Origin of the sequence: Streptomyces sp. WM4235 (assembly GCF_001279725.1) — a bacterium.
In the GTDB taxonomy this organism is placed as follows: Bacteria; Actinomycetota; Actinomycetes; order Streptomycetales; family Streptomycetaceae; genus Streptomyces.
This window is the reverse complement of record NZ_LGDE01000090.1, coordinates 13,698-32,153: the sequence shown is the minus strand read 5'-3', so window position 1 is coordinate 32,153 and position 18,456 is coordinate 13,698. Positions and strand designations below refer to the sequence as shown.

The 18,456-nt window shown below is 70.1% G+C and carries 16 protein-coding genes; 9 read left to right on the top strand and 7 right to left on the bottom strand.

Annotation, left to right across the window (positions count from 1 at the left end):
• Nucleotides 1-14 precede the first annotated feature (14 nt).
• Nucleotides 15-1,481 carry a catalase gene (locus ADK55_RS09485; protein ID WP_053677045.1) on the top strand — a complete coding sequence of 489 codons (1,467 nt, stop codon included), beginning with the start codon at nucleotides 15-17 and terminating at the stop codon, nucleotides 1,479-1,481.
• An 87-nt stretch (nucleotides 1,482-1,568) separates the two neighbouring features.
• On the opposite strand, the gene ADK55_RS09480 is transcribed toward ADK55_RS09485, so the two are convergent.
• Complete coding sequence (locus ADK55_RS09480) at nucleotides 1,569-3,866, bottom strand: transglycosylase domain-containing protein (RefSeq protein WP_053677044.1); 2,298 nt, start codon at nucleotides 3,864-3,866, stop codon at nucleotides 1,569-1,571.
• 243 nt (nucleotides 3,867-4,109) lie between these two features.
• Here ADK55_RS09480 and ADK55_RS09475 point away from each other — a divergent pair, with 243 nt between their 5' ends.
• The 5 genes from ADK55_RS09475 (at nucleotide 4,110) to ADK55_RS09455 (ending at nucleotide 9,162) form a co-directional block, all read left to right on the top strand.
• The gene (locus tag ADK55_RS09475) at nucleotides 4,110-5,066 is read left to right on the top strand and encodes an SPFH domain-containing protein (protein WP_053677043.1); all 957 of its coding nucleotides are present in this window, start codon (nucleotides 4,110-4,112) and stop codon (nucleotides 5,064-5,066) included.
• Nucleotides 5,067-5,206: 140 nt separating this feature from the next.
• A complete protein-coding gene (locus ADK55_RS09470; RefSeq protein WP_053677097.1) occupies nucleotides 5,207-5,494 on the top strand; it encodes a hypothetical protein in 288 nt (95 codons plus the stop codon).
• 127 nt (nucleotides 5,495-5,621) lie between these two features.
• Nucleotides 5,622-6,146, top strand: coding sequence for a PadR family transcriptional regulator (locus ADK55_RS09465; RefSeq protein WP_053677042.1), 525 nt, complete (start codon nucleotides 5,622-5,624; stop codon nucleotides 6,144-6,146).
• Nucleotides 6,143-6,829 (top strand): ABC transporter ATP-binding protein, encoded by a 687-nt coding sequence (locus ADK55_RS09460; protein WP_053677041.1) that lies wholly within the window; start codon nucleotides 6,143-6,145, stop codon nucleotides 6,827-6,829. The genes ADK55_RS09465 and ADK55_RS09460 overlap by 4 nt, the downstream gene beginning before the upstream one ends.
• On the top strand, nucleotides 6,826-9,162 hold the full coding sequence (locus ADK55_RS09455; RefSeq protein WP_053677040.1) for an ABC transporter permease: 2,337 nt from the start codon (nucleotides 6,826-6,828) through the stop codon (nucleotides 9,160-9,162). The genes ADK55_RS09460 and ADK55_RS09455 overlap by 4 nt, the downstream gene beginning before the upstream one ends.
• 69 nt (nucleotides 9,163-9,231) lie before the next feature.
• Here the strand turns inward: ADK55_RS09455 and ADK55_RS09450 are convergent, their stop codons facing one another.
• The gene (locus ADK55_RS09450) at nucleotides 9,232-10,179 is read right to left on the bottom strand and encodes a hydrogen peroxide-inducible genes activator (protein ID WP_053677039.1); all 948 of its coding nucleotides are present in this window, start codon (nucleotides 10,177-10,179) and stop codon (nucleotides 9,232-9,234) included.
• Between the two features lie 135 nt (nucleotides 10,180-10,314).
• Here ADK55_RS09450 and ADK55_RS09445 point away from each other — a divergent pair, with 135 nt between their 5' ends.
• Nucleotides 10,315-10,869, top strand: coding sequence for a peroxiredoxin (locus ADK55_RS09445; RefSeq protein WP_053677038.1), 555 nt, complete (start codon nucleotides 10,315-10,317; stop codon nucleotides 10,867-10,869).
• 3 nt (nucleotides 10,870-10,872) lie between these two features.
• The gene (locus ADK55_RS09440) at nucleotides 10,873-11,409 is read left to right on the top strand and encodes an alkyl hydroperoxide reductase (protein WP_053677037.1); all 537 of its coding nucleotides are present in this window, start codon (nucleotides 10,873-10,875) and stop codon (nucleotides 11,407-11,409) included.
• 69 nt (nucleotides 11,410-11,478) lie between these two features.
• Here ADK55_RS09440 and ADK55_RS09435 read toward each other — a convergent pair whose 3' ends face one another.
• The 5 genes from ADK55_RS09435 to ADK55_RS09415 form a co-directional block, all read right to left on the bottom strand.
• The gene (locus ADK55_RS09435; RefSeq protein WP_053677036.1) at nucleotides 11,479-12,159 is read right to left on the bottom strand and encodes a hypothetical protein; all 681 of its coding nucleotides are present in this window, start codon (nucleotides 12,157-12,159) and stop codon (nucleotides 11,479-11,481) included.
• Nucleotides 12,160-12,201: 42 nt separating this feature from the next.
• Nucleotides 12,202-13,557 (bottom strand): AI-2E family transporter, encoded by a 1,356-nt coding sequence (locus tag ADK55_RS09430; RefSeq protein ID WP_053677035.1) that lies wholly within the window; start codon nucleotides 13,555-13,557, stop codon nucleotides 12,202-12,204.
• Nucleotides 13,558-13,665: 108 nt separating this feature from the next.
• Entirely contained in the window at nucleotides 13,666-14,418 is a 753-nt protein-coding gene (locus tag ADK55_RS09425; RefSeq protein ID WP_420713611.1) for a transglycosylase SLT domain-containing protein, read from the bottom strand.
• Nucleotides 14,419-14,813: 395 nt separating this feature from the next.
• Nucleotides 14,814-16,130, bottom strand: a complete 1,317-nt coding sequence (locus ADK55_RS09420; RefSeq protein ID WP_053677033.1) for a PhoH family protein — start codon at nucleotides 16,128-16,130, stop codon at nucleotides 14,814-14,816.
• Nucleotides 16,131-16,494: 364 nt separating this feature from the next.
• Nucleotides 16,495-17,256 (bottom strand): isoprenyl transferase, encoded by a 762-nt coding sequence (locus ADK55_RS09415; protein ID WP_053677032.1) that lies wholly within the window; start codon nucleotides 17,254-17,256, stop codon nucleotides 16,495-16,497.
• A 125-nt stretch (nucleotides 17,257-17,381) separates the two neighbouring features.
• Between ADK55_RS09415 and mgrA the strand changes: the two genes are divergently transcribed.
• Nucleotides 17,382-18,419 carry an L-glyceraldehyde 3-phosphate reductase gene (gene mgrA / locus ADK55_RS09410; RefSeq protein WP_053677031.1) on the top strand — a complete coding sequence of 346 codons (1,038 nt, stop codon included), beginning with the start codon at nucleotides 17,382-17,384 and terminating at the stop codon, nucleotides 18,417-18,419.
• Nucleotides 18,420-18,456 lie beyond the last annotated feature (37 nt).

Here is an 18,456-nt window from a genome sequence, read left to right as displayed (position 1 = left end):
ACGGGAGGACGCTCGTGACCCAGGACGCGCAGAAGATTCCGTACACGACGAACAACGTCGGGATTCCGGTGGAGAGCGACGAGCACTCGCTCACCGTGAGTCCGGACGGCCCGATCCTGCTCCAGGACCACTATCTGATCGAGAAGATGGCCCAGTTCAATCGGGAACGGGTCCCCGAGCGGGTGGTGCACGCCAAGGGCGCGGGCGCGTACGGCGTCTTCCAGGTGACCAACGACGTCAGCCAGTTCACCAAGGCCGACCTCTTCCAACCGGGCCGCAGGACCGAGATGCTGGCCCGCTTCTCGACCGTCGCGGGCGAGCAGGGCTCCCCCGACACCTGGCGGGACCCGCGCGGTTTCGCCCTGAAGTTCTATACCGAGCACGGCAACTACGACATGGTCGGGAACAACACCCCGGTGTTCTTCGTCCGTGACCCGAGCAAGTTCCAGGACTTCATCCGCTCGCAGAAGCGCCGGCCGGACAACGGTCTGCGCGACCACGACATGCAGTGGGACTTCTGGACCCTGTCTCCGGAGTCCGCGCACCAGGTGGCCATCCTGATGGGCGACCGGGGCATCCCGAGGAACTACCGCACGATGGACGGCTTCAGCTCGCACACCTACCTGTGGGTGAACGCGGGCGGCGAGAAGTTCTGGGTGAAGTACCACTTCAAGACGGACCAGGGCAACGAGTTCCTGACGCAGGAGGAGGCGGACCGGCTGGCGGGCGAGGACCCCGACTACCACCGGCGCGACCTCTTCGACGCCATCGCGGGCGGCAGTGCCCCGACGTGGACGATGCACGTGCAGGTCATGCCCTTCGAGGACGCCCCGGGCTACCGGTTCAACCCGTTCGACCTGACCAAGGTGTGGCCGCACGGCGACTACCCGCTGATCGAGGTCGGCCGGATGACGCTGGACAAGAACCCGGACGACTACTTCATCCACATCGAGCAGGCGGCCTTCGAACCGTCGAACCTGGTCCCGGGCATCGGCCCGTCGCCCGACAAGATGCTGCTGGGCCGGCTGTTCTCGTACCCGGACACGCACCGCTACCGGATCGGGGCGAACTACACGCAGCTCCCGCCGAACCGGGCCCGGTCGCTGGTCTCCTCGTACGCCAAGGACGGCGCGATGCGCTTCGAGGCGTCGGCGGCGGCGCGCCCGTACGCCCCGAACTCCTACGGCGGCCCGGCCGCGGACACGGCCCGCTTCGGCGAGCCGGCGGGCTGGGCGACGTCCGGCGAGATGGTCCGCGAGGCGTACACGCCGCGCTCCGAGGACGACGACTGGGGCCAGCCGGGCACGATGGTGCGGGAGGTCTTCGACGACGCGGCGCGCGAGCGCCTCGTCTCGAACGTCGCCGGGCACCTGCTGGACGGGGTGAGTCCCCCGGTGCTGGAGCGTGCCCTGCAGTACTGGCGCAACATCGACAAGGCGACCGGCGACCGGATCGCGGCGAAGGTCCGGGACGGCGGCTGAGGTCCCGCGCCCGACCCGGTACGACACAGGACCGCCCCGCGGCGTGCTCGCCGCGGGGCGGTCCTGTGTCGTGGGCTCCGGCGGTCCCTACTCCTGCGGGTCGGGAGCCGGGGGGAAGAGCGGGGACCTGGTCGGGTCCGGGCTCTTGGTCGGGTTCGACTTCGTCGGATCGGGAGAGTTCGACGGCTTCGTGGTGCTCTTCGTCGGATCCGGCTTGTGCGAGCTCGTCGACGGCTTCGGCGGGGTGGAGCTCTTGCTGGGGGTGGTGCTCGGGGAGCTGGACGACTGGCTCGGCGTGATGGACGGGGAGCTGGTGCGCGGCGGGGCTTCCACCGTGCCCATCTCGGCATCCGGCAGGCTGAACTCGTCGGTGCTCTGGCCCTTGAGCGCGGCCAGCGTGTAGGCGCGCCAGATCTCGGCCGGGAAGCTGGAGCCACCCGCGCGGCCCTTGCCGGCGGTGCCGGTCAGGGTGACCTGCTTGTGGCTGCTGGGCTCCTCGCCGAACATCGCGACGACCGTGACGAGCTCCGGGGTGTACCCGGTGAACCAGGCGGCGACGTTGGACTCGGTGGTGCCGGTCTTGCCCGCGGCTTCGTAGGCGGAGCTCTTGACCACTTCGCCGGAGCCGTCGTTGACCACGCCGGTGAGCACCTTGGTGACGGTGTCGGCGGTCTTGCGGGTGAGGACCTGGCTGCCGACCGCGCCGGCCGGCTTGAAGTCGGAGTCCTTGTGCTCGGCCGACTTCACGATGGTCGGGGTGATCTTCTTGCCGTGGTTGCCGAGGGTGGCGTAGACGCCGGCCATCTCGACGGTGTTGGCGCTCATGGTGCCGAGCGACATGGCGGGCTTGTCGGCGGGCCAGCCGTCGCGGTCGACCATGCCGAGGGCCAGCGCCTGCTTCTTCACCTTCTCCGGCTTGGTGTCCACGATCATCTGGGCGTAGACGGAGTTGACGGAGGCGTTGGTGGCCTTCTGGACCGTGAGCATCGGGTCGCCGTAGTCGCGCTCGTCCTGGTTCTGCGGGGCGAACGGGATGTCGCTGCCGACGACCGGGCGCTTGCTGGTTCCGTCGTAGAGGGCGTTGGGGGTGATCTCCTTGCCCTCCTGCGTCCGCGCGCCGGTCTCCAGGGCCGTCGCGAGCACGATGGGCTTGAAGGTCGAGCCGGGCTGGAAGTCGGTGCGCAGGGCGTTGCTCTCGTACTTGTCGGAGAGGCCCGTGCCGCCGTACATCGCCACGATCGCGCCGGTCTTGGCGTCCACCGAGGTGGCGCCGGCCTGGACGCTCTGGTCCTGGGGGCGGCCCTTGGTGTCCTTGCGGTCGAGCTTGGACTCCAGCTCGTCGGCGACCGCCTTCTCCATCGCGGCCTGCTTCTTCTTGTCGATGTTCAGCCGGAACGTCCAGCCGCCCGCCGCGATGGCGGCCTCGTCGATGCCCTGGCGGTCGAGTTCCTTCTTGGCCGCCTCGACGAAGTAGCCCTTCTGGCCGTCCATGCCCGGGGCGGGCTTGGGCTTGATGGGCTCCTGGAACTTCAACGTCTTGCGCTTGGCGGGGTCCAGCTTGCCCATCTCGACCATGTTGTCGAGGACGGCGTTGAAGCGGATCATGACCAGCCGCTTGCCGTTCGGTCCGGCGGTCGCCCAGTCGTACTGGCTGGGGGCCTGGATGACGGCGGCGAGGTAGGCGCCCTGCTCCAGCGTCAGCTTGTCGGTGTCGACGCCGTAGTAGGCCTGTGACGCGGCCTGGATGCCGTAGGCGTTGCGGCCGTAGAAGTTGGTGTTCAGGTAGCCGAGGAGGATCTCGTCCTTCTTCATGCGCTGGTCGACCTTCAGAGCGATGATCAGCTCTCGGGCCTTGCGCGTCGCCGACTGGTCCTGGGTGAGGTAGTAGTTCTTGACGTACTGCTGGGTGATCGTCGAACCGCCGGCCTTGCCCTTGCCGGTGACCGTGTTGAACAGGCCTCGGGCGACACCCATCACGTCGACGCCCTGGTCCTCGTAGAAGGACTTGTTCTCGATCGCGATGAAGGCCGTGCGCACCTGCTCCGGGATCTTGTCGATCCCGACCTTCTCGCGGTTCGTCTTGCCCGTGCGGGCCATGATCGAGCCGTCGGAGTACTCGTAGGTGTTGCTCTGGAGTTCGGCCTGCTCGTTGGCCTTGTCCGGCGGTTCCACCATGTAGTAGAGGACGACCAGGGCGCCCATCATGAGCAGGACCAGCCCGAAGAAGTACCCGAGGATCTTCTTCCAGGTGAAGAAGCGGCGTATGCCGGAGGGCTTGCCCGCCGGCTTTCGGCCCGCCTTGCCCGCGCGCCCGTTGGAGCGCCCGCTCGGTGCTTTCCGCGCTCCGCGCTGCTGCTGCGCCCGTCGCGCTTCTGCTCGGCCCATCGCTCCCGCTCCGCTCGATTACCCCCCCGACGTCAGCTCAGAAAACTAACACCGCAGGCTGTGACAAAGGTCGACTAACCCTGATCAATACCGGTCAATTCGGACGTGACAATCAGCACCCACGCCAATGGAACCGACGCACATAAGACCGCAAGGGTTGCGGTGTACGCAAAAAGTGATATCACTTTGCTAGGCGTTCTGGCCGAACAGGTCCGGACACGGCATGACAAACGGGGGCATTACATGAGCAGCACATCGGCTTCTCCCGACACCGGGAACACCACGGACACCAGGCGTGCGACGACCGCATCGGCAAGCCCCACAAGGGAGTTCGCGGCGCGCAGCGTCGGCGGCGGAGCGGCCCTGCTGCTCGGACTGGTCGGAGTCCTCGTCGGGGCCGGCCTCATCGCGGGCGGCGCGATCGTCGCCGCGACGGCGGCCAAGGCCGTACTGATCACGCTCGGCGTGCTGCTGATCCCCGCCTCGATCATCGCCATGTGCGGGCTGAACACGGTGGCCCCGGGCGAGGCCCGGGTCGTCCAGCTCTTCGGCCGCTACCGGGGGACCGTCCGGACCGACGGGCTGCGCTGGGTCAACCCGCTGACCTCCCGCAGGAAGATCTCCACCCGGGTCCGCAACCACGAGACGGCCGTCCTGAAGGTGAACGACGCGTACGGCAATCCGATCGAGCTGGCGGCGGTCGTGGTGTGGCGGGTGGAGGACACCGCGCGCGCGGTCTTCGAGGTCGAGGACTTCACGGAGTTCGTGGAGACGCAGACCGAGGCCGCGGTCCGGCACATCGCGATCGAGTACCCCTACGACTCGCACGACGAGGGCGGGCTGTCGCTGCGCGGCAACGCCGAGGCGATCACCGAGGAACTCGCGGTGGAACTGGCGACCCGGGTCGAGGCGGCGGGCGTGCACATCATCGAGTCCCGGTTCACGCATCTCGCGTACGCTCCGGAGATCGCCTCCGCGATGCTCCAGCGCCAGCAGGCGGGCGCCGTCGTGGCGGCCCGCAAGCAGATCGTCGAGGGCGCGGTGGGCATGGTGGAACTCGCCCTGACCCGCCTGGCCGAGGAGGACATCGTGGACCTGGACCCGGAACGCAAGGCCTCCATGGTCTCCAACCTGATGGTCGTCCTGTGCGGTGATCGCGCGGCGCAGCCCGTCATCAACACGGGCACCCTCTATCAGTGAGCCCCATCCGCGGCACGCACCCCGACCCCGCCGCCGGGCCCGGCGGGGAGCCCGGCCGCCGACCCGGCACCCGGCCCGCCGCGCAGTCCGGCACATCGTCCGGCGCCGCCGCGCAGTCCGCCCCGCAGTCCGGCGGGGCGGTGGCCGGGGGCTCCGACAGCAGGTCCGGCGGGGCGTCCGACGCCCCGCCGGCGCGGGGCACCGAACGCACGGCGCGGGCCGCGCGCCAGGCCCGCAAGCAGGTCCTGCTGCGGCTGGACCCGCAGGTGTACGACGCGCTGGCGCGTTGGGCCGGCGAGGAGCTGCGCAGCGCCAACGCGCAGATCGAGTTCCTGCTCCGACGGGCCCTGGCCGACTCCGGCCGACTGCCGGGCGGGGCGGCGCCGATTCCGCCGCGCGGCCGCCCCCGCACCTCCTCCGATTCCTGATCCCCGACCCCTGACACGGACGGAATCCTCCCCACCGAACCCCTCCTGAGCAGGCAGAACACCGATCCGGCGAGTTATGCACGGGAGGTATACACAGCGCGTATACCTCCCGTGTATAGTCGCCGCCATGTCCATCGGTCACACCCTTCTGGGTCTACTGGAAGCCGGCCCCCGGCACGGCTACGACCTCAAACGCGCCTTCGACGAGAAGTTCGGCCACGACCGCCCCCTCGCCTACGGGCAGGTCTACTCGACCATGTCCCGGCTCCTCAAGAACGGCCTCGTCGAGGTCGACGGGATAGAGGCCGGCGGCGGTCCCGACCGCAAGCGGTACGCCATCACCGACGCCGGGATCACCGACGTCGAGACCTGGCTCGCCCAGCCCGAGAAGCCCGAGCCGTACCTCCAGTCCACCCTGTACACCAAGGTCGTACTGGCCCTGCTCACGGGCCGCGGCGCGCAGGACCTGCTGGACGCCCAGCGCTCCGAGCACCTGCGGCTCATGCGCCTGCTGACCACCCGCAAGCGCAAGGGCGACCTCGCCGACCAACTCGTCTGCGACCACGCCCTCTTCCACCTCGAAGCGGACCTGCGGTGGCTCGAACTCACCGCCGCCCGGCTCGACCAGCTCGGTCAGGAGATACGCCGATGACCCCGGCCGGCAGCCTGCTGTGCGCCACGGACCTGCGCAAGGCCTACGGGTCCGCCAAGGCCCTCGACGGCGCGGAGTTCTCCATCCACCCCGGCGAGGTCGTCGCCGTCATGGGGCCCTCCGGCTCCGGCAAGTCGACGCTGCTGCACTGTCTCGCCGGCATCGTGGCGCCCGACTCCGGCACCGTCACCTACGCCGGCCGCGAGCTGTCCGCGATGAACGACTCCGAGCGCAGCGCCCTGCGCCGCGGCGAGTTCGGCTTCGTCTTCCAGTTCGGACAGCTCGTGCCGGAACTCACCTGCGTGGAGAACGTCGCCCTCCCCTTGCGCCTCGCCGGCGTGAAGCGCAAGGAGGCCGAGCGGACCGCCCTCGGCTGGATGGAGCGGCTCCAGGTCGACGACCTGGGGGCCAAGCGGCCCGGCGAGATCTCCGGCGGCCAGGGGCAGCGCGTGGCCGTGGCCCGCGCCCTGGTCACCCGGCCCCGCGTCATCTTCGCGGACGAGCCGACCGGCGCCCTGGACTCCCTCAACGGCGAACTGGTCATGCAGCTGCTCACCGAGGCCGCCCGCTCCGCCAACGCGGCCGTCGTCCTCGTCACGCACGAGACCCGGGTGGCCGCCTACTCCGACCGGGAGATCGTCGTCCGCGACGGCAGGTCCCGCGACATGGAGCGCATCGTATGAACACGCTCCGCACCTGGTACCGCGACCTGGCCATGGGCGTGCGGTTCGCCCTGGGCGGCGGCCGCGAGGGCTGGACCCGGACCCTGCTCACCGGCGTGGGCGTGGGCCTGGGCGTCGCGCTGCTGCTGATCAGCACCGCCGTCCCCGGCGCGCTCACCGCCCGTGACGAGCGGGCCGACGCCCGGTCCACGACGACCGCGCCGACGGCCGCCGCTCCCGGCCGGGACACCCTCCTGACCGCCGCCGCCCGGCAGACCTACCACGGGCAGGACATCGAAGGCAGCCTGCTCCGGGCCGAGGGCCCGGACGCGCCCGTCCCGCCGGGCCTGAAGCGGATCCCCGCCCCGGGCGAACTCGCCGTCTCCCCCGCCCTGGACAAGCTGATGAAGTCCGCCGACGGCGCCCTCCTCAAGGAGCGCCTGGACGGCCGGATCGGCGAGGTCGTCGGCGACGCGGGCCTGACCGGGCCCGGCGAACTCCTCTTCTACCTGGGCAGCGACCAACTCCGGACCGACGGCGAGCACGGCTACCGCGTGGAGCGCGTCACCGGCTTCGCGAACGACGCGGGCGGACGGGCACTCGATCCCGTGTTGATGCTCATGGTCGTGCTCACCTTCGTCGCCCTGCTGACACCGGTCGCCGTCCTCATCGCCGCCGCCGTCCGCTTCGGCGGCGAGCGTCGCGACCGCCGGCTCGCCGCGCTCCGCCTGGTCGGCGCCGACAGCCGCGCGGTGCGACGGATCGCCGCGGGCGAGGCGCTCGCCGGATCCGTGCTCGGGCTGGGCTTCGGTGTCGGCTTCTTCCTGATCGGCCGGCGCCTGGTCGGCAATCTGACCCTGGAACAGCGCAGCGTCTTCCCCGCCGACCTCGACCCGACGCCGTGGTTGGCGGGCCTCGTCGCCGTCGCGGTGCCGGCGGCGGCCGTCGCGGTGACCCTGTTCGCCCTGCGCGGCGTGGTGATCGAACCGCTGGGTGTCGTCCGTACGGCCAAGCCGGCCAAGCGGCGCGTCTGGTGGCGGCTGCTGCTGCCGCTCGGCGGACTCGGCCTGCTCACCCCGCTGACGGGACGCGGCTCCGAACACGGGCAGTTCAACCAGTGGCAGGTCAGCGGCGGCGTGGTGCTCTTGCTCGTCGGGATCACCGCACTCCTGCCCTGGGTACTGGAACGCGTCGTCGGCGGGACGCCCGGCGGCCCGGTCTCCTGGCAACTCGCCGTGCGCCGGCTCCAGATCAGCAGCGGGACGGCCGCCCGCCTCGTCAACGGCATCGCCGTGGCGGTCGCCGGGGCCATCGCCCTGCAGATGCTCTTCTCGGGTGTCGAGGGCGAGTACCGCAACGAGACCGGCCAGGACCCGACCCGGGCCGCCGTGTCGATCCTGCTGCCCAGCGGCGGCGAGCACCGGCTGGACGCCCTCGCCGCCGAGATCGACGGCACCGACGGCATCGCCCGCACCGTGCCGCTGGCCTCGTTCAACGCCGCGCACCAGGTCCCGGCGGACGACACCATCGCGGTGACCGTCGGCGGCTGCGAGGCGCTCAGGGAGATCGCGGAGCTCGGCGCGTGCAAGGACGGCGACGCCTTCGTGCTCGACGGCCCCGTCGCCGAGGGCACCGCCAAGGCCGGCGACCAGCTCCTCGCCGGCAATGTCATGGGGTTCAAGGGGGGCCCGTTCGAGCACAAGGAGGCCGTCAAGTGGGCCTTCCCGGCCGACGCGCGCACCGTCCTCTCCCGTGAGGACCCCAACGGGACCCGGCGCACCGGCCTGATGGTGACTCCGTCGGCGGCGCCCAAGGACCTGGGCTTCGACCAGTCCGCGCAGATCTTCCTCCAGCTGGACGAGTCGGTGCCGGACGGGTTGGAGCGAGCCCGCACGGCCGCTTTCAAGGCCGACCCGTTCGCCACGGCCATGACCCTGAAGTCGACGACCACCGTGGCCGGTTACTCCTCGATCCGCACCGGGCTCTTCTTCGGCGCGACCGGCGTCCTGATCCTCATCGGGGCGAGCATGCTCGTCTCCCAACTGGAGCAGTTGCGCGAACGGAAGAAGCTGCTGTCCTCACTCGTGGCGTTCGGCACCAGGCGCTCCACGCTGAGCCTGTCGGTGCTCTGGCAGACGGCCCTGCCCATCGGCGTCGGTCTGGCGCTGGCGATCGGGGTGGGCGTCGGGCTGGGCTCGGTACTGATCCGGATGGCCGGCCGGCCCGTCGGGATCGACTGGGGTCCGGTGCTGGCGATGGCGGGCGTGGGAGCGGGCGTGGTCGTGGTGGTGACCCTGCTCAGCCTGCCGCCGCTGCTGCGGATGATGCGCCCGGACGGGCTGCGCACGGAGTGACGCGCGGCGGATGACCCGCCCGAGGCGACCGGGCCCGAGGCCGTACGGCCGCCCCCGCGACCGACCGGATCAGTCGGTCGGCCAGACGGGGAGCGGGCGTACGGCTTCGCGCAGCGCGGCGCCGATCGCCTTGAACTCCTCCTGTCGGGCGGTGCCCGTCCGCATGGCCAGCGCGATCCGCCGGGAGGGGGCCGGCTCGGCGAAGTACCCGGTGGCGAGGTACTCGTTGCGCGTGGTCTCCAACCGCAGCGCGGTACGCGGCAACAGCGTCACCCCCAGTCCCCCGGCGACCAGTTGTACGAGCGTGGACAGTCCGGCGGCGGTGGTGGTGACGTCCGCGCCCGCCGTGCGGCCCGCCTCCCGGCAGATGTCGAGGGCCTGGTCGCGCAGGCAGTGGCCTTCGTCGAGCAACAGCAGTTGCAGGCCGCGCAGTTCATCGCGCGGGATGTCGCGGCGCCCGGCGAGCGGGTGCTCGCGGGGGGCGAGGAGCACGAAGTCCTCGTCGAAGAGCGGCAGTTCGCTGACCCCGGGCACCCCGAGCGGCACCGCGAGCAGCAGCAGGTCCAGCCGCCCGCCGGCCAGTCCCTCCAGCAGCGAGGCCGTCTGCTCCTCGTGGACCTGGAGATCCATCCGGGGATAGCGCCGGTGGAAGAGCCCGAGCACGGTCGGCAGCAGGTACGGGGCCACCGTGGGGATCACCCCGAGCCGCAGGACGCCGGTGAACGGGGCCCGTACGGCCTCGGCCTCCTCCAGCAGCCCGCCCATGGCGTCGAGCACGCCCCGGGCGCGCACCGCGATCCGCTCCCCCGCCGGGGAGAGCAGCACCTTGCGGGTGGTGCGCTCCAGCAGTTGCACCCCGAGCGCCTCCTCCAGCGCGGAGACGGCTCCGGACAGGGCGGGCTGGCTCATGCCGATGGCGGCGGCCGCGTCCCGGAAGTGCAGATGCTCCGCCACGGCCACGAACGCGCGCAGCTGCGCGAGCGTCGCCTGCTTGAGTCCCCTATTACCGACAGCCACTGATAGGCACCTCCGATCACCAGACACAAGAGTAGCTATTTCCGTAATCAATGCAGCTGTGCCAGCATGTGAGATCCGTCCAACCCCTTCGGAAAGCCCCCAAAAGGGTCACTTTCCCGTTTGCAAGGAGAGCACGTGCTCACTGTCGGTGACAAGTTCCCCAGCTACGATCTGACCGCTTGCGTCTCGCTCGAAGCCGGCAGCGAGTTCGCCCAGATCGACCACAAGTCCTACGAGGGCAAGTGGCGCGTGGTGTTCTTCTGGCCGAAGGACTTCACCTTCGTCTGCCCGACCGAGATCGCCGCCTTCGGCAAGCTGAACGAGGAGTTCCAGGACCGCGACGCGCAGGTCCTCGGCGTCTCCGGCGACTCCGAGTTCGTCCACCACGCCTGGCGCAAGGACCACGCCGACCTGCGTGACCTGCCCTTCCCGATGCTGGCCGACTCCAAGCACGAGCTCATGCAGGCCTGTGGCGTGCAGGGCGAGGACGGCTTCGCGCAGCGCGCCGTCTTCATCGTCGACCAGAACAACGAGATCCAGTTCACGATGGTGACCGCCGGTTCCGTGGGCCGTAACCCCAAGGAGGTCCTGCGGGTCCTCGACGCCCTGCAGACCGACGAGCTGTGCCCCTGCAACTGGAACAAGGGCGAGGGCACCCTGGACGCCCCCGCGCTGCTGGCCGGTGAGTGACGGATGTCCCTCGACTCCCTGAAGTCCGCCATACCGGACTTCGCCAAGGACCTGAAGCTGAACCTCGGTTCGGTCATCGGCAACAGCGACCTTCCGCAGCAGCAGCTGTGGGGCACGGTCCTGTCCTGCGCGATCGCCGCCCGCTCCCCGCGCGTCCTGCGCGAGCTGGAGCCCGAGGCGAAGGCGGCCCTGTCGCCGGAGGCGTACACCGCCGCCAAGTCCGCCGCCGCGATCATGGCGATGAACAACGTCTTCTACCGCACCCGTCACCTGCTGTCGGACCCGGAGTACGGCACCCTGCGCGCCGGCCTGCGGATGAACGTCATCGGCAACCCGGGCGTGGAGAAGGTCGACTTCGAGCTGTGGTCGCTCGCGGTCTCCGCGATCAACGGCTGCGGCCAGTGCCTCGACTCGCACGAGCAGGTGCTGCGCAAGGCCGGTGTCGACCGTGACACGATCCAGGAGGCCTTCAAGATCGCCTCGGTGATCCAGGCCGTCGCGGTCACCCTCGACGCCGAAGCGGCCCTCGCCGCCGAGTAGTGCTCCGCGTCCGCGCGGAAGGGGCCCCCGCAGCCGTCACCGGTTGCGGGGGCCCCGTCGTTCACCCGTTCACTCGCGCAGCCGGGTCGTCAGCGCCCGCATGTCCTCGATCATCGCCGTGTGGACCGCGTCCTCGTCCACGAGGTCCCTGTCCACGTTCCACTCCACGCGGAGCGTGAACACCACACCGCCGTCCAGCACCGCCAGTTGGGCGTCCGTGCCCGGTTGCCGCCTGAGCAGCGCCCGTTCCCCGAGGCCGGGCACCTCCTCCACGTCCGAGGCGCCCGTGCGGCGGGGATCCAGTCCGGGCCGGGCCTCGAACTCCGGCCGGGGATCGCTCTTCTTGTGCCGCTCGACCATGACCTCGACCCCGTACCAGGGCCGGCCCTCGGTGTACCCGCCCGTCGCGCGGCAGTAGGACCAGTCGAGTGCGGGACTCGTCTCCTTGCCCGGCCACGTCATGTCGAAGGCCGTGCCGTTGATCGTGCCGAGGGCCTTCAGGGGCGCCTGCGAGCAGAGGTCGTCGACGTGCCGGTAGGCGATCCCCGGAGCCGGGACGGAACGATTCTGCGCGACCAGGGTCCCGCCCCACACCGCCGAGGCCAGCACCGCCCCGCCCAGCGCCCACAGCCACCGCGCACGCGGTCCTCGTCCCGACGCGCGCGCCGACCCGGGCTCCACAGCGGGTACCGCCGTCTCTGACGCCCGGTCCGTACGCCACTCGCCGTCCAGTTCCGGCTCGCCGATCACCCGTCGCCCCTCTCCCCGCCCCCGGCCGGCGCCGCGGCGCCGTCAGACCCGCTGCTCACCCTGGCTCGTCTCCCCCGGCGTGCGCGGCGACGCGTCCAGCGCGGTGGCCCCGTGCGGGGCGGGCCCCACCTCGGCCATGCCCGGGTGGAGTTGCTCGCGCGAGTACGCCTTGAGGAAGCCGACCACCGTGTTGGTGACGGCGACCAGCGGAACGGCGACCACCGCTCCGCCGATGCCCGCGATCATCCCGCCGGCGGCCACGGACAGCACCACCGCGAGCGGGTGCACCCGTACCGCCCGACCCAGGATGAAGGGCTGGAGCACGTGGCCCTCGATCTGCTGCACGGCGAGCACCACGGCCAGCACCATCAGCGCGATGAACGGCCCCTGGGTCACCAGGGCCACGACCACCGCGAGGGCGCCGGAGATCACGGCTCCGACGAGCGGGATGAAGGCGAACAGGAAGATGAACACGGCCAGCGGTACGGCCATCGTGACGTCGAGGAAGTACAGGCCGAGGCCGATGAACACGGCGTCGATGAGCGCCACGAGGACGGTGCCCCGTACGTACGCGGTCAGCGTGCGCCAGGCGCGCGGACCGGCGCCGGCCATGCCGGGACGGGCGGCGGCCGGTACCAGGCCGAGCACCCAGGTCCAGATCCGCTTGCCGTCGTAGAGCAGGAAGAGCGTCGAGAACATCGCGAGCAGCATGCCCGTCAGCACCTCGACGAGCACCGTCACGCCTTGCAGTCCGGCGGAGGTGATCTCCTCGGTGTTGGTGCCGATGGTGTCGGTGAGGTTCTTCGCGATGTCGTTGATCTGCTTCTCGGTCACGTGGAACGGACTGTCCAGTGCCCAGACCTTGAGTTCGTTGATGCCGTCGCGGACCCGGTCGGAGAGGTCGTCGAGGTTCTCCATGACCTGCCAGACCACGAACCAGCCGACCAGCCCGATGACCACGAATCCGAGGATCGCCGTCACGGCGGTGGCGAGGCCCCGCGGCAGCCCGAGCCGGCGCAGCCGGACGACGAAGGGCTGGAGCAGGGCGGTGACGAGCAGGGCCGCGGCGAAGGCGAGGACGACGAGGCGGACCTCACTGATCACCTTCATCAGGACCCAGAGCATCCCGGCGAGCAGCAGCAGCCGCCAACTGGCCTCCGCGGCCACGCGCATGCCCCAGGGGATGACGGTCACCGGGTCGGGGCGCACCCGCCGGCCGGACGCGTCGCGGACGGGGCCGGTGCTTCCCGGGGGCGGGAGCGGCGTCGGGGAGGCCTGGGCCACCGGTCGGTCGTCGGAGGTCTCCGCCTCGACCTCGGCCCGCCGTTCGTCGAGGCGAGCCTCCACCTGGCTGAGCTTTCTCCCGACCCGGCCGAGCCAGCCTGCCCTCTTCGACATGTCTTTCCTTTCCCCCCGCCCGTGAACACACCTCGAAGACCGTACACGCGAGGAGCCCCGCACCGTAGGACGGTGCGGGGCTCCCGGAGGTTGTGCGGTGGCGCGTGCCTAGTACCAGTCGTTGGCGTCGTGGAAGCTCAACGCCGCGCACGGGCTGCCGTAGCGCTCGTTCATGTAGCCCAGGCCCCACTTGATCTGCGTGGCGGGGTTGGTGCGCCAGTCGGCGCCGACCGAGGACATCTTCGAACCGGGCAGTGCCTGGACCAGACCGTAGGCGCCCGAGGACGAGTTGACGGCCTTGTAGTTCCAGGTGGATTCCCGGTTGACGATCTCCGAGAAGCACTGGAACTGGCCCGCCGGGACGATCTGCCGGGCGATCGACTTGATCTCGGAGATCGTGTAGGAGCCCTGGACGTCGAAGTCGCCGGCGTCGCGCGCCGAGGAGCGGCTGGCGACCTCGCCGGCCTCCTCGCGCTCCTTCTTCAGCTTCGCGGCGGCCTCGGCCTCGGACTTCTTCTTGGCCTCCGCGTCCGCCGCGGCCTGGGCGTCGGACTTCTTCGCCTTGGCGGTCTCGGCGGCCTCGATGCGTGCGGCTTCCTCGGCCGAACGCTTGGCGTCGGCGTCGGCGGCGTGGGCGATCGTGTCGGCCTGCTGCGTCAGGGAGCCGCTCTGGACCTGGGCCTGCTCGCCGACCGGGATTTCAGTGAGGAGAGTCGCACCCGACGCGGTGGTCTCGAGGTCGTTCGTGGTGGCGTCGCCGGTGGCAACGCCCACGACTGCGCCGACGGTGGTGACAGCGGTGGCCGAAGCCACTGCGAACCCTCGAACCGAGATCCGGCTCACACGGTGTCCTTCCAGCAGCGTCCGCAGTGACCTCGCGGGCGCAAAAGTGCCCCTGGACACTGGCCTCCATGAATCCGCGGTCACTGGAGGCTCGGGCCCGTGGGCAACTCCCCTGCGGGAGCTGCCGCGTGAAACTCGGGCGACATACGGCAGACGACTGTGGAGTTGTGGTACTGCGCGTATCTCACGAGAGATACAGGTGTGCCGTATGTGGGGCCTGACGGAAATCAGACTCTGCCGGACCTCGACGCCGCAGGGCAATTCCACGTTGCGTGGGAAAGGTCACACCTGCGCAGAGGCCGTTGTTTTCGACAAAGGCCTGTGCAGCACAGCGCCGCCCGGCTAGGCTTCTGGGCCTTTGCCGGGCGGCGCCAACTCTACTTCCCCCTATGGGGGTTCTGTCCCCTTTGCGGTTACAGGGTCTCCAGCATCTCCGTGACGAGCGCGGCGATCGGCGAACGCTCGGAACGAGTCAGCGTGATGTGCGCGAAGAGCGGATGGCCCTTCAGCTTCTCAACGACGGCGACCACTCCGTCGTACCGGCCCACCCTCAGGTTGTCCCGCTGGGCCACGTCGTGGGTCAGCACGACCCGCGAGTTGGCGCCGATCCGGGACAGCACCGTCAGCAGCACGTTCCGTTCCAGCGACTGCGCCTCGTCCACGATCACGAAGGCGTCGTGGAGCGAACGACCGCGGATGTGGGTGAGCGGCAGGACTTCGAGCATCCCGCGGTTCAGCACCTCCTCGATGACCTCGCGTCCGGCGACCGCCGAGAGCGTGTCGAACACCGCCTGCGCCCACGGGCTCATCTTCTCGGAGGCGTCCCCGGGCAGGTAGCCGAGGTCCTGGCCGCCCACCGCGTACAGCGGCCGGAAGACCATCACCTTCTGATGCTGCCTCCGCTCCAGCACCGCCTCCAGGCCCGCGCACAGCGCGAGCGCCGACTTTCCGGTGCCGGCCCGGCCGCCCATCGACAGGATGCCGATCTCCGGGTCGAGCAGGAGGTCGAGGGCGATGCGCTGCTCGGCGCTGCGGCCGTGCAGCCCGAAGGCCTCGCGGTCGCCGCGCACGAGCTTCACGTTGCCGTCGGCCGTGACCCGGCCCAGCGCCTTGCCGCGCTCGGACTGGAGGACCAGCCCGGTGTGGACGGGCAGCTCGGCGGCCTCGGGCACGTAGAGCCGCTCCTCCGAGAAGAGCAGGTCCACCTGTTCGCCGGAGAGGGCCAGCTCGCTCATGCCGGTCCATCCGGCGTCGGTGATGGCGAGCTCCGCCCGGTACTCCTCGGCGAGCAGCCCCACGGAGGAGGCCTTGATGCGCAGCGGGAGATCCTTCGAGACCACCGTGACGTCGTAGCCCTCGGCCTGGAGATTGCGGGCGACGGCGAGGATCCGCGAGTCGTTGTCCCCCAGCCTGAAGCCGGCGGGCAGGACGCCCGGGTCGGAGTGGTTGAGCTCGACACGCAGGGTGCCACCCAGATCGCCCAGCGGGATGGGGGCGTCGAGACGTCCGTACCGGACCCGGAAGTCGTCGAGCAGGCGGAGGGCCTGGCGCGCGAAGTAGCCGAGTTCGGGATGGTGCCTCTTTGCCTCCAGCTCGGTGATCACCACGATCGGGAGCACGACCTCGTGCTCGTCGAAGCGGGAGATCGCGTTGGGGTCTGCCAGCAGGACGCTGGTGTCGAGGACGTAGGTCCGCCTGTCGGGCAGGCGGCGCTTTGTGCTGGTCACCACGGAAGGACGTACCCCCTCGGAAGAGGTCGGGCCATGAAGACCGGACCGGTCATCGGCACCCATGCGCGGGCCGATTCCCGGCCCTCCACTCCGTCCGTGCGAACCGCACGTGCGTCCTGGTGCAAAGGGCCTCCCGGGCGGACGACCCCATGCCGTCCGCTGAGACTCGACACCCGTGGATCGGACGTCGACCTGCCAGGGTTATGCCCTCGAACGGGCAAGGCCATGCCATGGCATATGACGGACGCTCGGTGAACCCCTGGTGAAGGCTTGAGAGGGGGGCGACGGGGCGCGCGGGGACGTGCCGAACCGGAAGGGGCCGCGGTCACGGCGAACTCCCGTCGAGGAGCCCGCCGTCCGTGGATCAGCTGCCGTACCGCCGGTGGCGCGCGGCGTAGTCGCGCAGTGCCCGGAGGAAGTCGACCTTGCGGAAGGCCGGCCAGAAAACCTCGCAGAAGTAGTACTCCGAATGTGCGCTCTGCCAGAGCATGAACCCGGACAGCCGCTGTTCGCCGCTGGTGCGGATGACCAGGTCCGGGTCGGGCTGGCCCCGGGTGTAGAGGTGCTCCGCGATGTGGTCGATGTCGAGGACCTCGGCGAGCTCCTCGAAGGAGGTGCCCTTCTCGGCGTGCTCCAGCAGCAGCGAGCGGACCGCGTCGGCGATCTCCTGGCGGCCGCCGTAGCCGACGGCGACGTTGACCAGTATCCCGTCGACCTCGTGGGTGGCCTGCTCGGCCTCCTTCAGCACGGACTGGGTCCGCGCGGGCAGGATGTCGAGGTTGCCGACGTGGTGGACGCGCCAGCGGCCGTCCGCCGCGAGGCCCCGCACGGTGTTCTCGATGATGTTGAGCAGCGGACGCAGCTCGACCTCGGGACGGTCCAGATTGTCCGTGGAGAGCATCCACAGGGTGACGACCTCGACGTCCGTCTCGGTGCACCAGCCCAGCATCTCGGAGATCTTGTCGGCTCCGGCCTGGTGGCCCTGCTCCGTGGTTCCTCCGGACGCCTTCGCCCAGCGCCGGTTCCCGTCCAGGATGACGCCGATGTGCTTGGGTGCCTCGTCATGGTCGAGGCGGCCTTCCACCCGGCGTGCGTAGAGCCTGTACACCAGGTCGCGCAGCTTCACGATCTTCCAGCCCCTCCGTGCAATGCCCCCGTGCGAATTGCGGTCCCCCGAGTCCGCCACATTACTGGGATGTGGGAAGGGGTACCCAACTCGGTCGATCACAAGTCCGTGATAGGGAGGACAACGTGACTGATACCAATCCCTATCGGGCAGAGCCCTCGCGCTACGACTCCATGGAGTACCGGCGCACCGGCCACAGCGGCCTCAAGCTCCCCGCCATCTCCCTCGGCCTCTGGCACAACTTCGGCGACGACACGTCCCTGGCGCCCCAGCGGGCGATCCTGCGGCGCGCCTTCGACCTCGGTGTCACCCATTTCGACCTGGCCAACAACTACGGGCCGCCGCCCGGGTCCGCCGAGCTCAACTTCGGCAAGATCTTCGCGCAGGACTTCGCGTCCCACCGCGAGGAACTGGTGCTCTCCACCAAGGCCGGCTATCTGATGCACGCCGGCCCGTACGGCGAGTGGGGCAGCCGCAAGTACCTGCTCGGCTCGCTGGACGCCTCGCTGAAGCGGATGGGCGTCGATTACGTCGACATCTTCTACTCGCACCGCTTCGACCCGGAGACCCCGCTGGAGGAGACCATGGGCGCCCTGGCGTCCGCGGTCCAGCAGGGCAAGGCCCTCTACGTGGGCGTGTCCTCGTACACGGCCGAGCAGACGGCCGAGGCCGCGCGGATCCTGCGCGACATGGGCGTGCGCCCGCTCATCCACCAGCCCTCGTACTCCATGATCAACCGCTGGACGGAGGAGGACGGGCTGCTGGACACCCTGGAGGAGGCCGGCATGGGCTGCATCTCCTTCGCGCCGCTCGCCCAGGGCCTCCTGACGGGCAAGTACCTGAAGGGCATCCCGGAGGGCTCGCGGGCCAGTCAGGGCAAGTCCCTCAACCCGGACCTGCTCTCGGACGACGTCCTGCGCCGGCTCAAGGGACTGAACGAGATCGCGGTGCGGCGCGGGCAGTCGTTGGCGCAGTTGGCGCTCAACTGGGTGCTGCGGGACGAGCGCATGACGTCGGCTCTGATCGGCGCGTCGAGCGTGAAGCAGTTGGAGGAGAACGTGGCCGCTCTGGCCGGTGCCCCGCTCACGGAGCAGGAGTTGAAGGAGATCGACTCCTTCGCCGTCTCCACCCCCGGCGCCAACATCTGGGCCCAGCGCGGCTGACCTGCGCTGATGCCGCGCCTTCGGAAACCGGCGCGGG

Bases quoted from the DNA above. Each gene is read 5' to 3' on its own strand.
- ADK55_RS09430 (WP_053677035.1), bottom strand. From the start codon at position 13,557: ATGTCGAAGAGGGCAGGCTGGCTCGGCCGGGTCGGGAGAAAGCTCAGC.
- ADK55_RS09440 (WP_053677037.1), top strand. From the start codon at position 10,873: ATGTCCCTCGACTCCCTGAAGTCCGCCATACCGGACTTCGCCAAGGAC.
- ADK55_RS09460 (WP_053677041.1), top strand. From the start codon at position 6,143: ATGACCCCGGCCGGCAGCCTGCTGTGCGCCACGGACCTGCGCAAGGCC.
- ADK55_RS09475 (WP_053677043.1), top strand. From the start codon at position 4,110: ATGAGCAGCACATCGGCTTCTCCCGACACCGGGAACACCACGGACACC.
- ADK55_RS09465 (WP_053677042.1), top strand. From the start codon at position 5,622: ATGTCCATCGGTCACACCCTTCTGGGTCTACTGGAAGCCGGCCCCCGG.
- ADK55_RS09480 (WP_053677044.1), bottom strand. From the start codon at position 3,866: ATGGGCCGAGCAGAAGCGCGACGGGCGCAGCAGCAGCGCGGAGCGCGG.
- ADK55_RS09455 (WP_053677040.1), top strand. From the start codon at position 6,826: ATGAACACGCTCCGCACCTGGTACCGCGACCTGGCCATGGGCGTGCGG.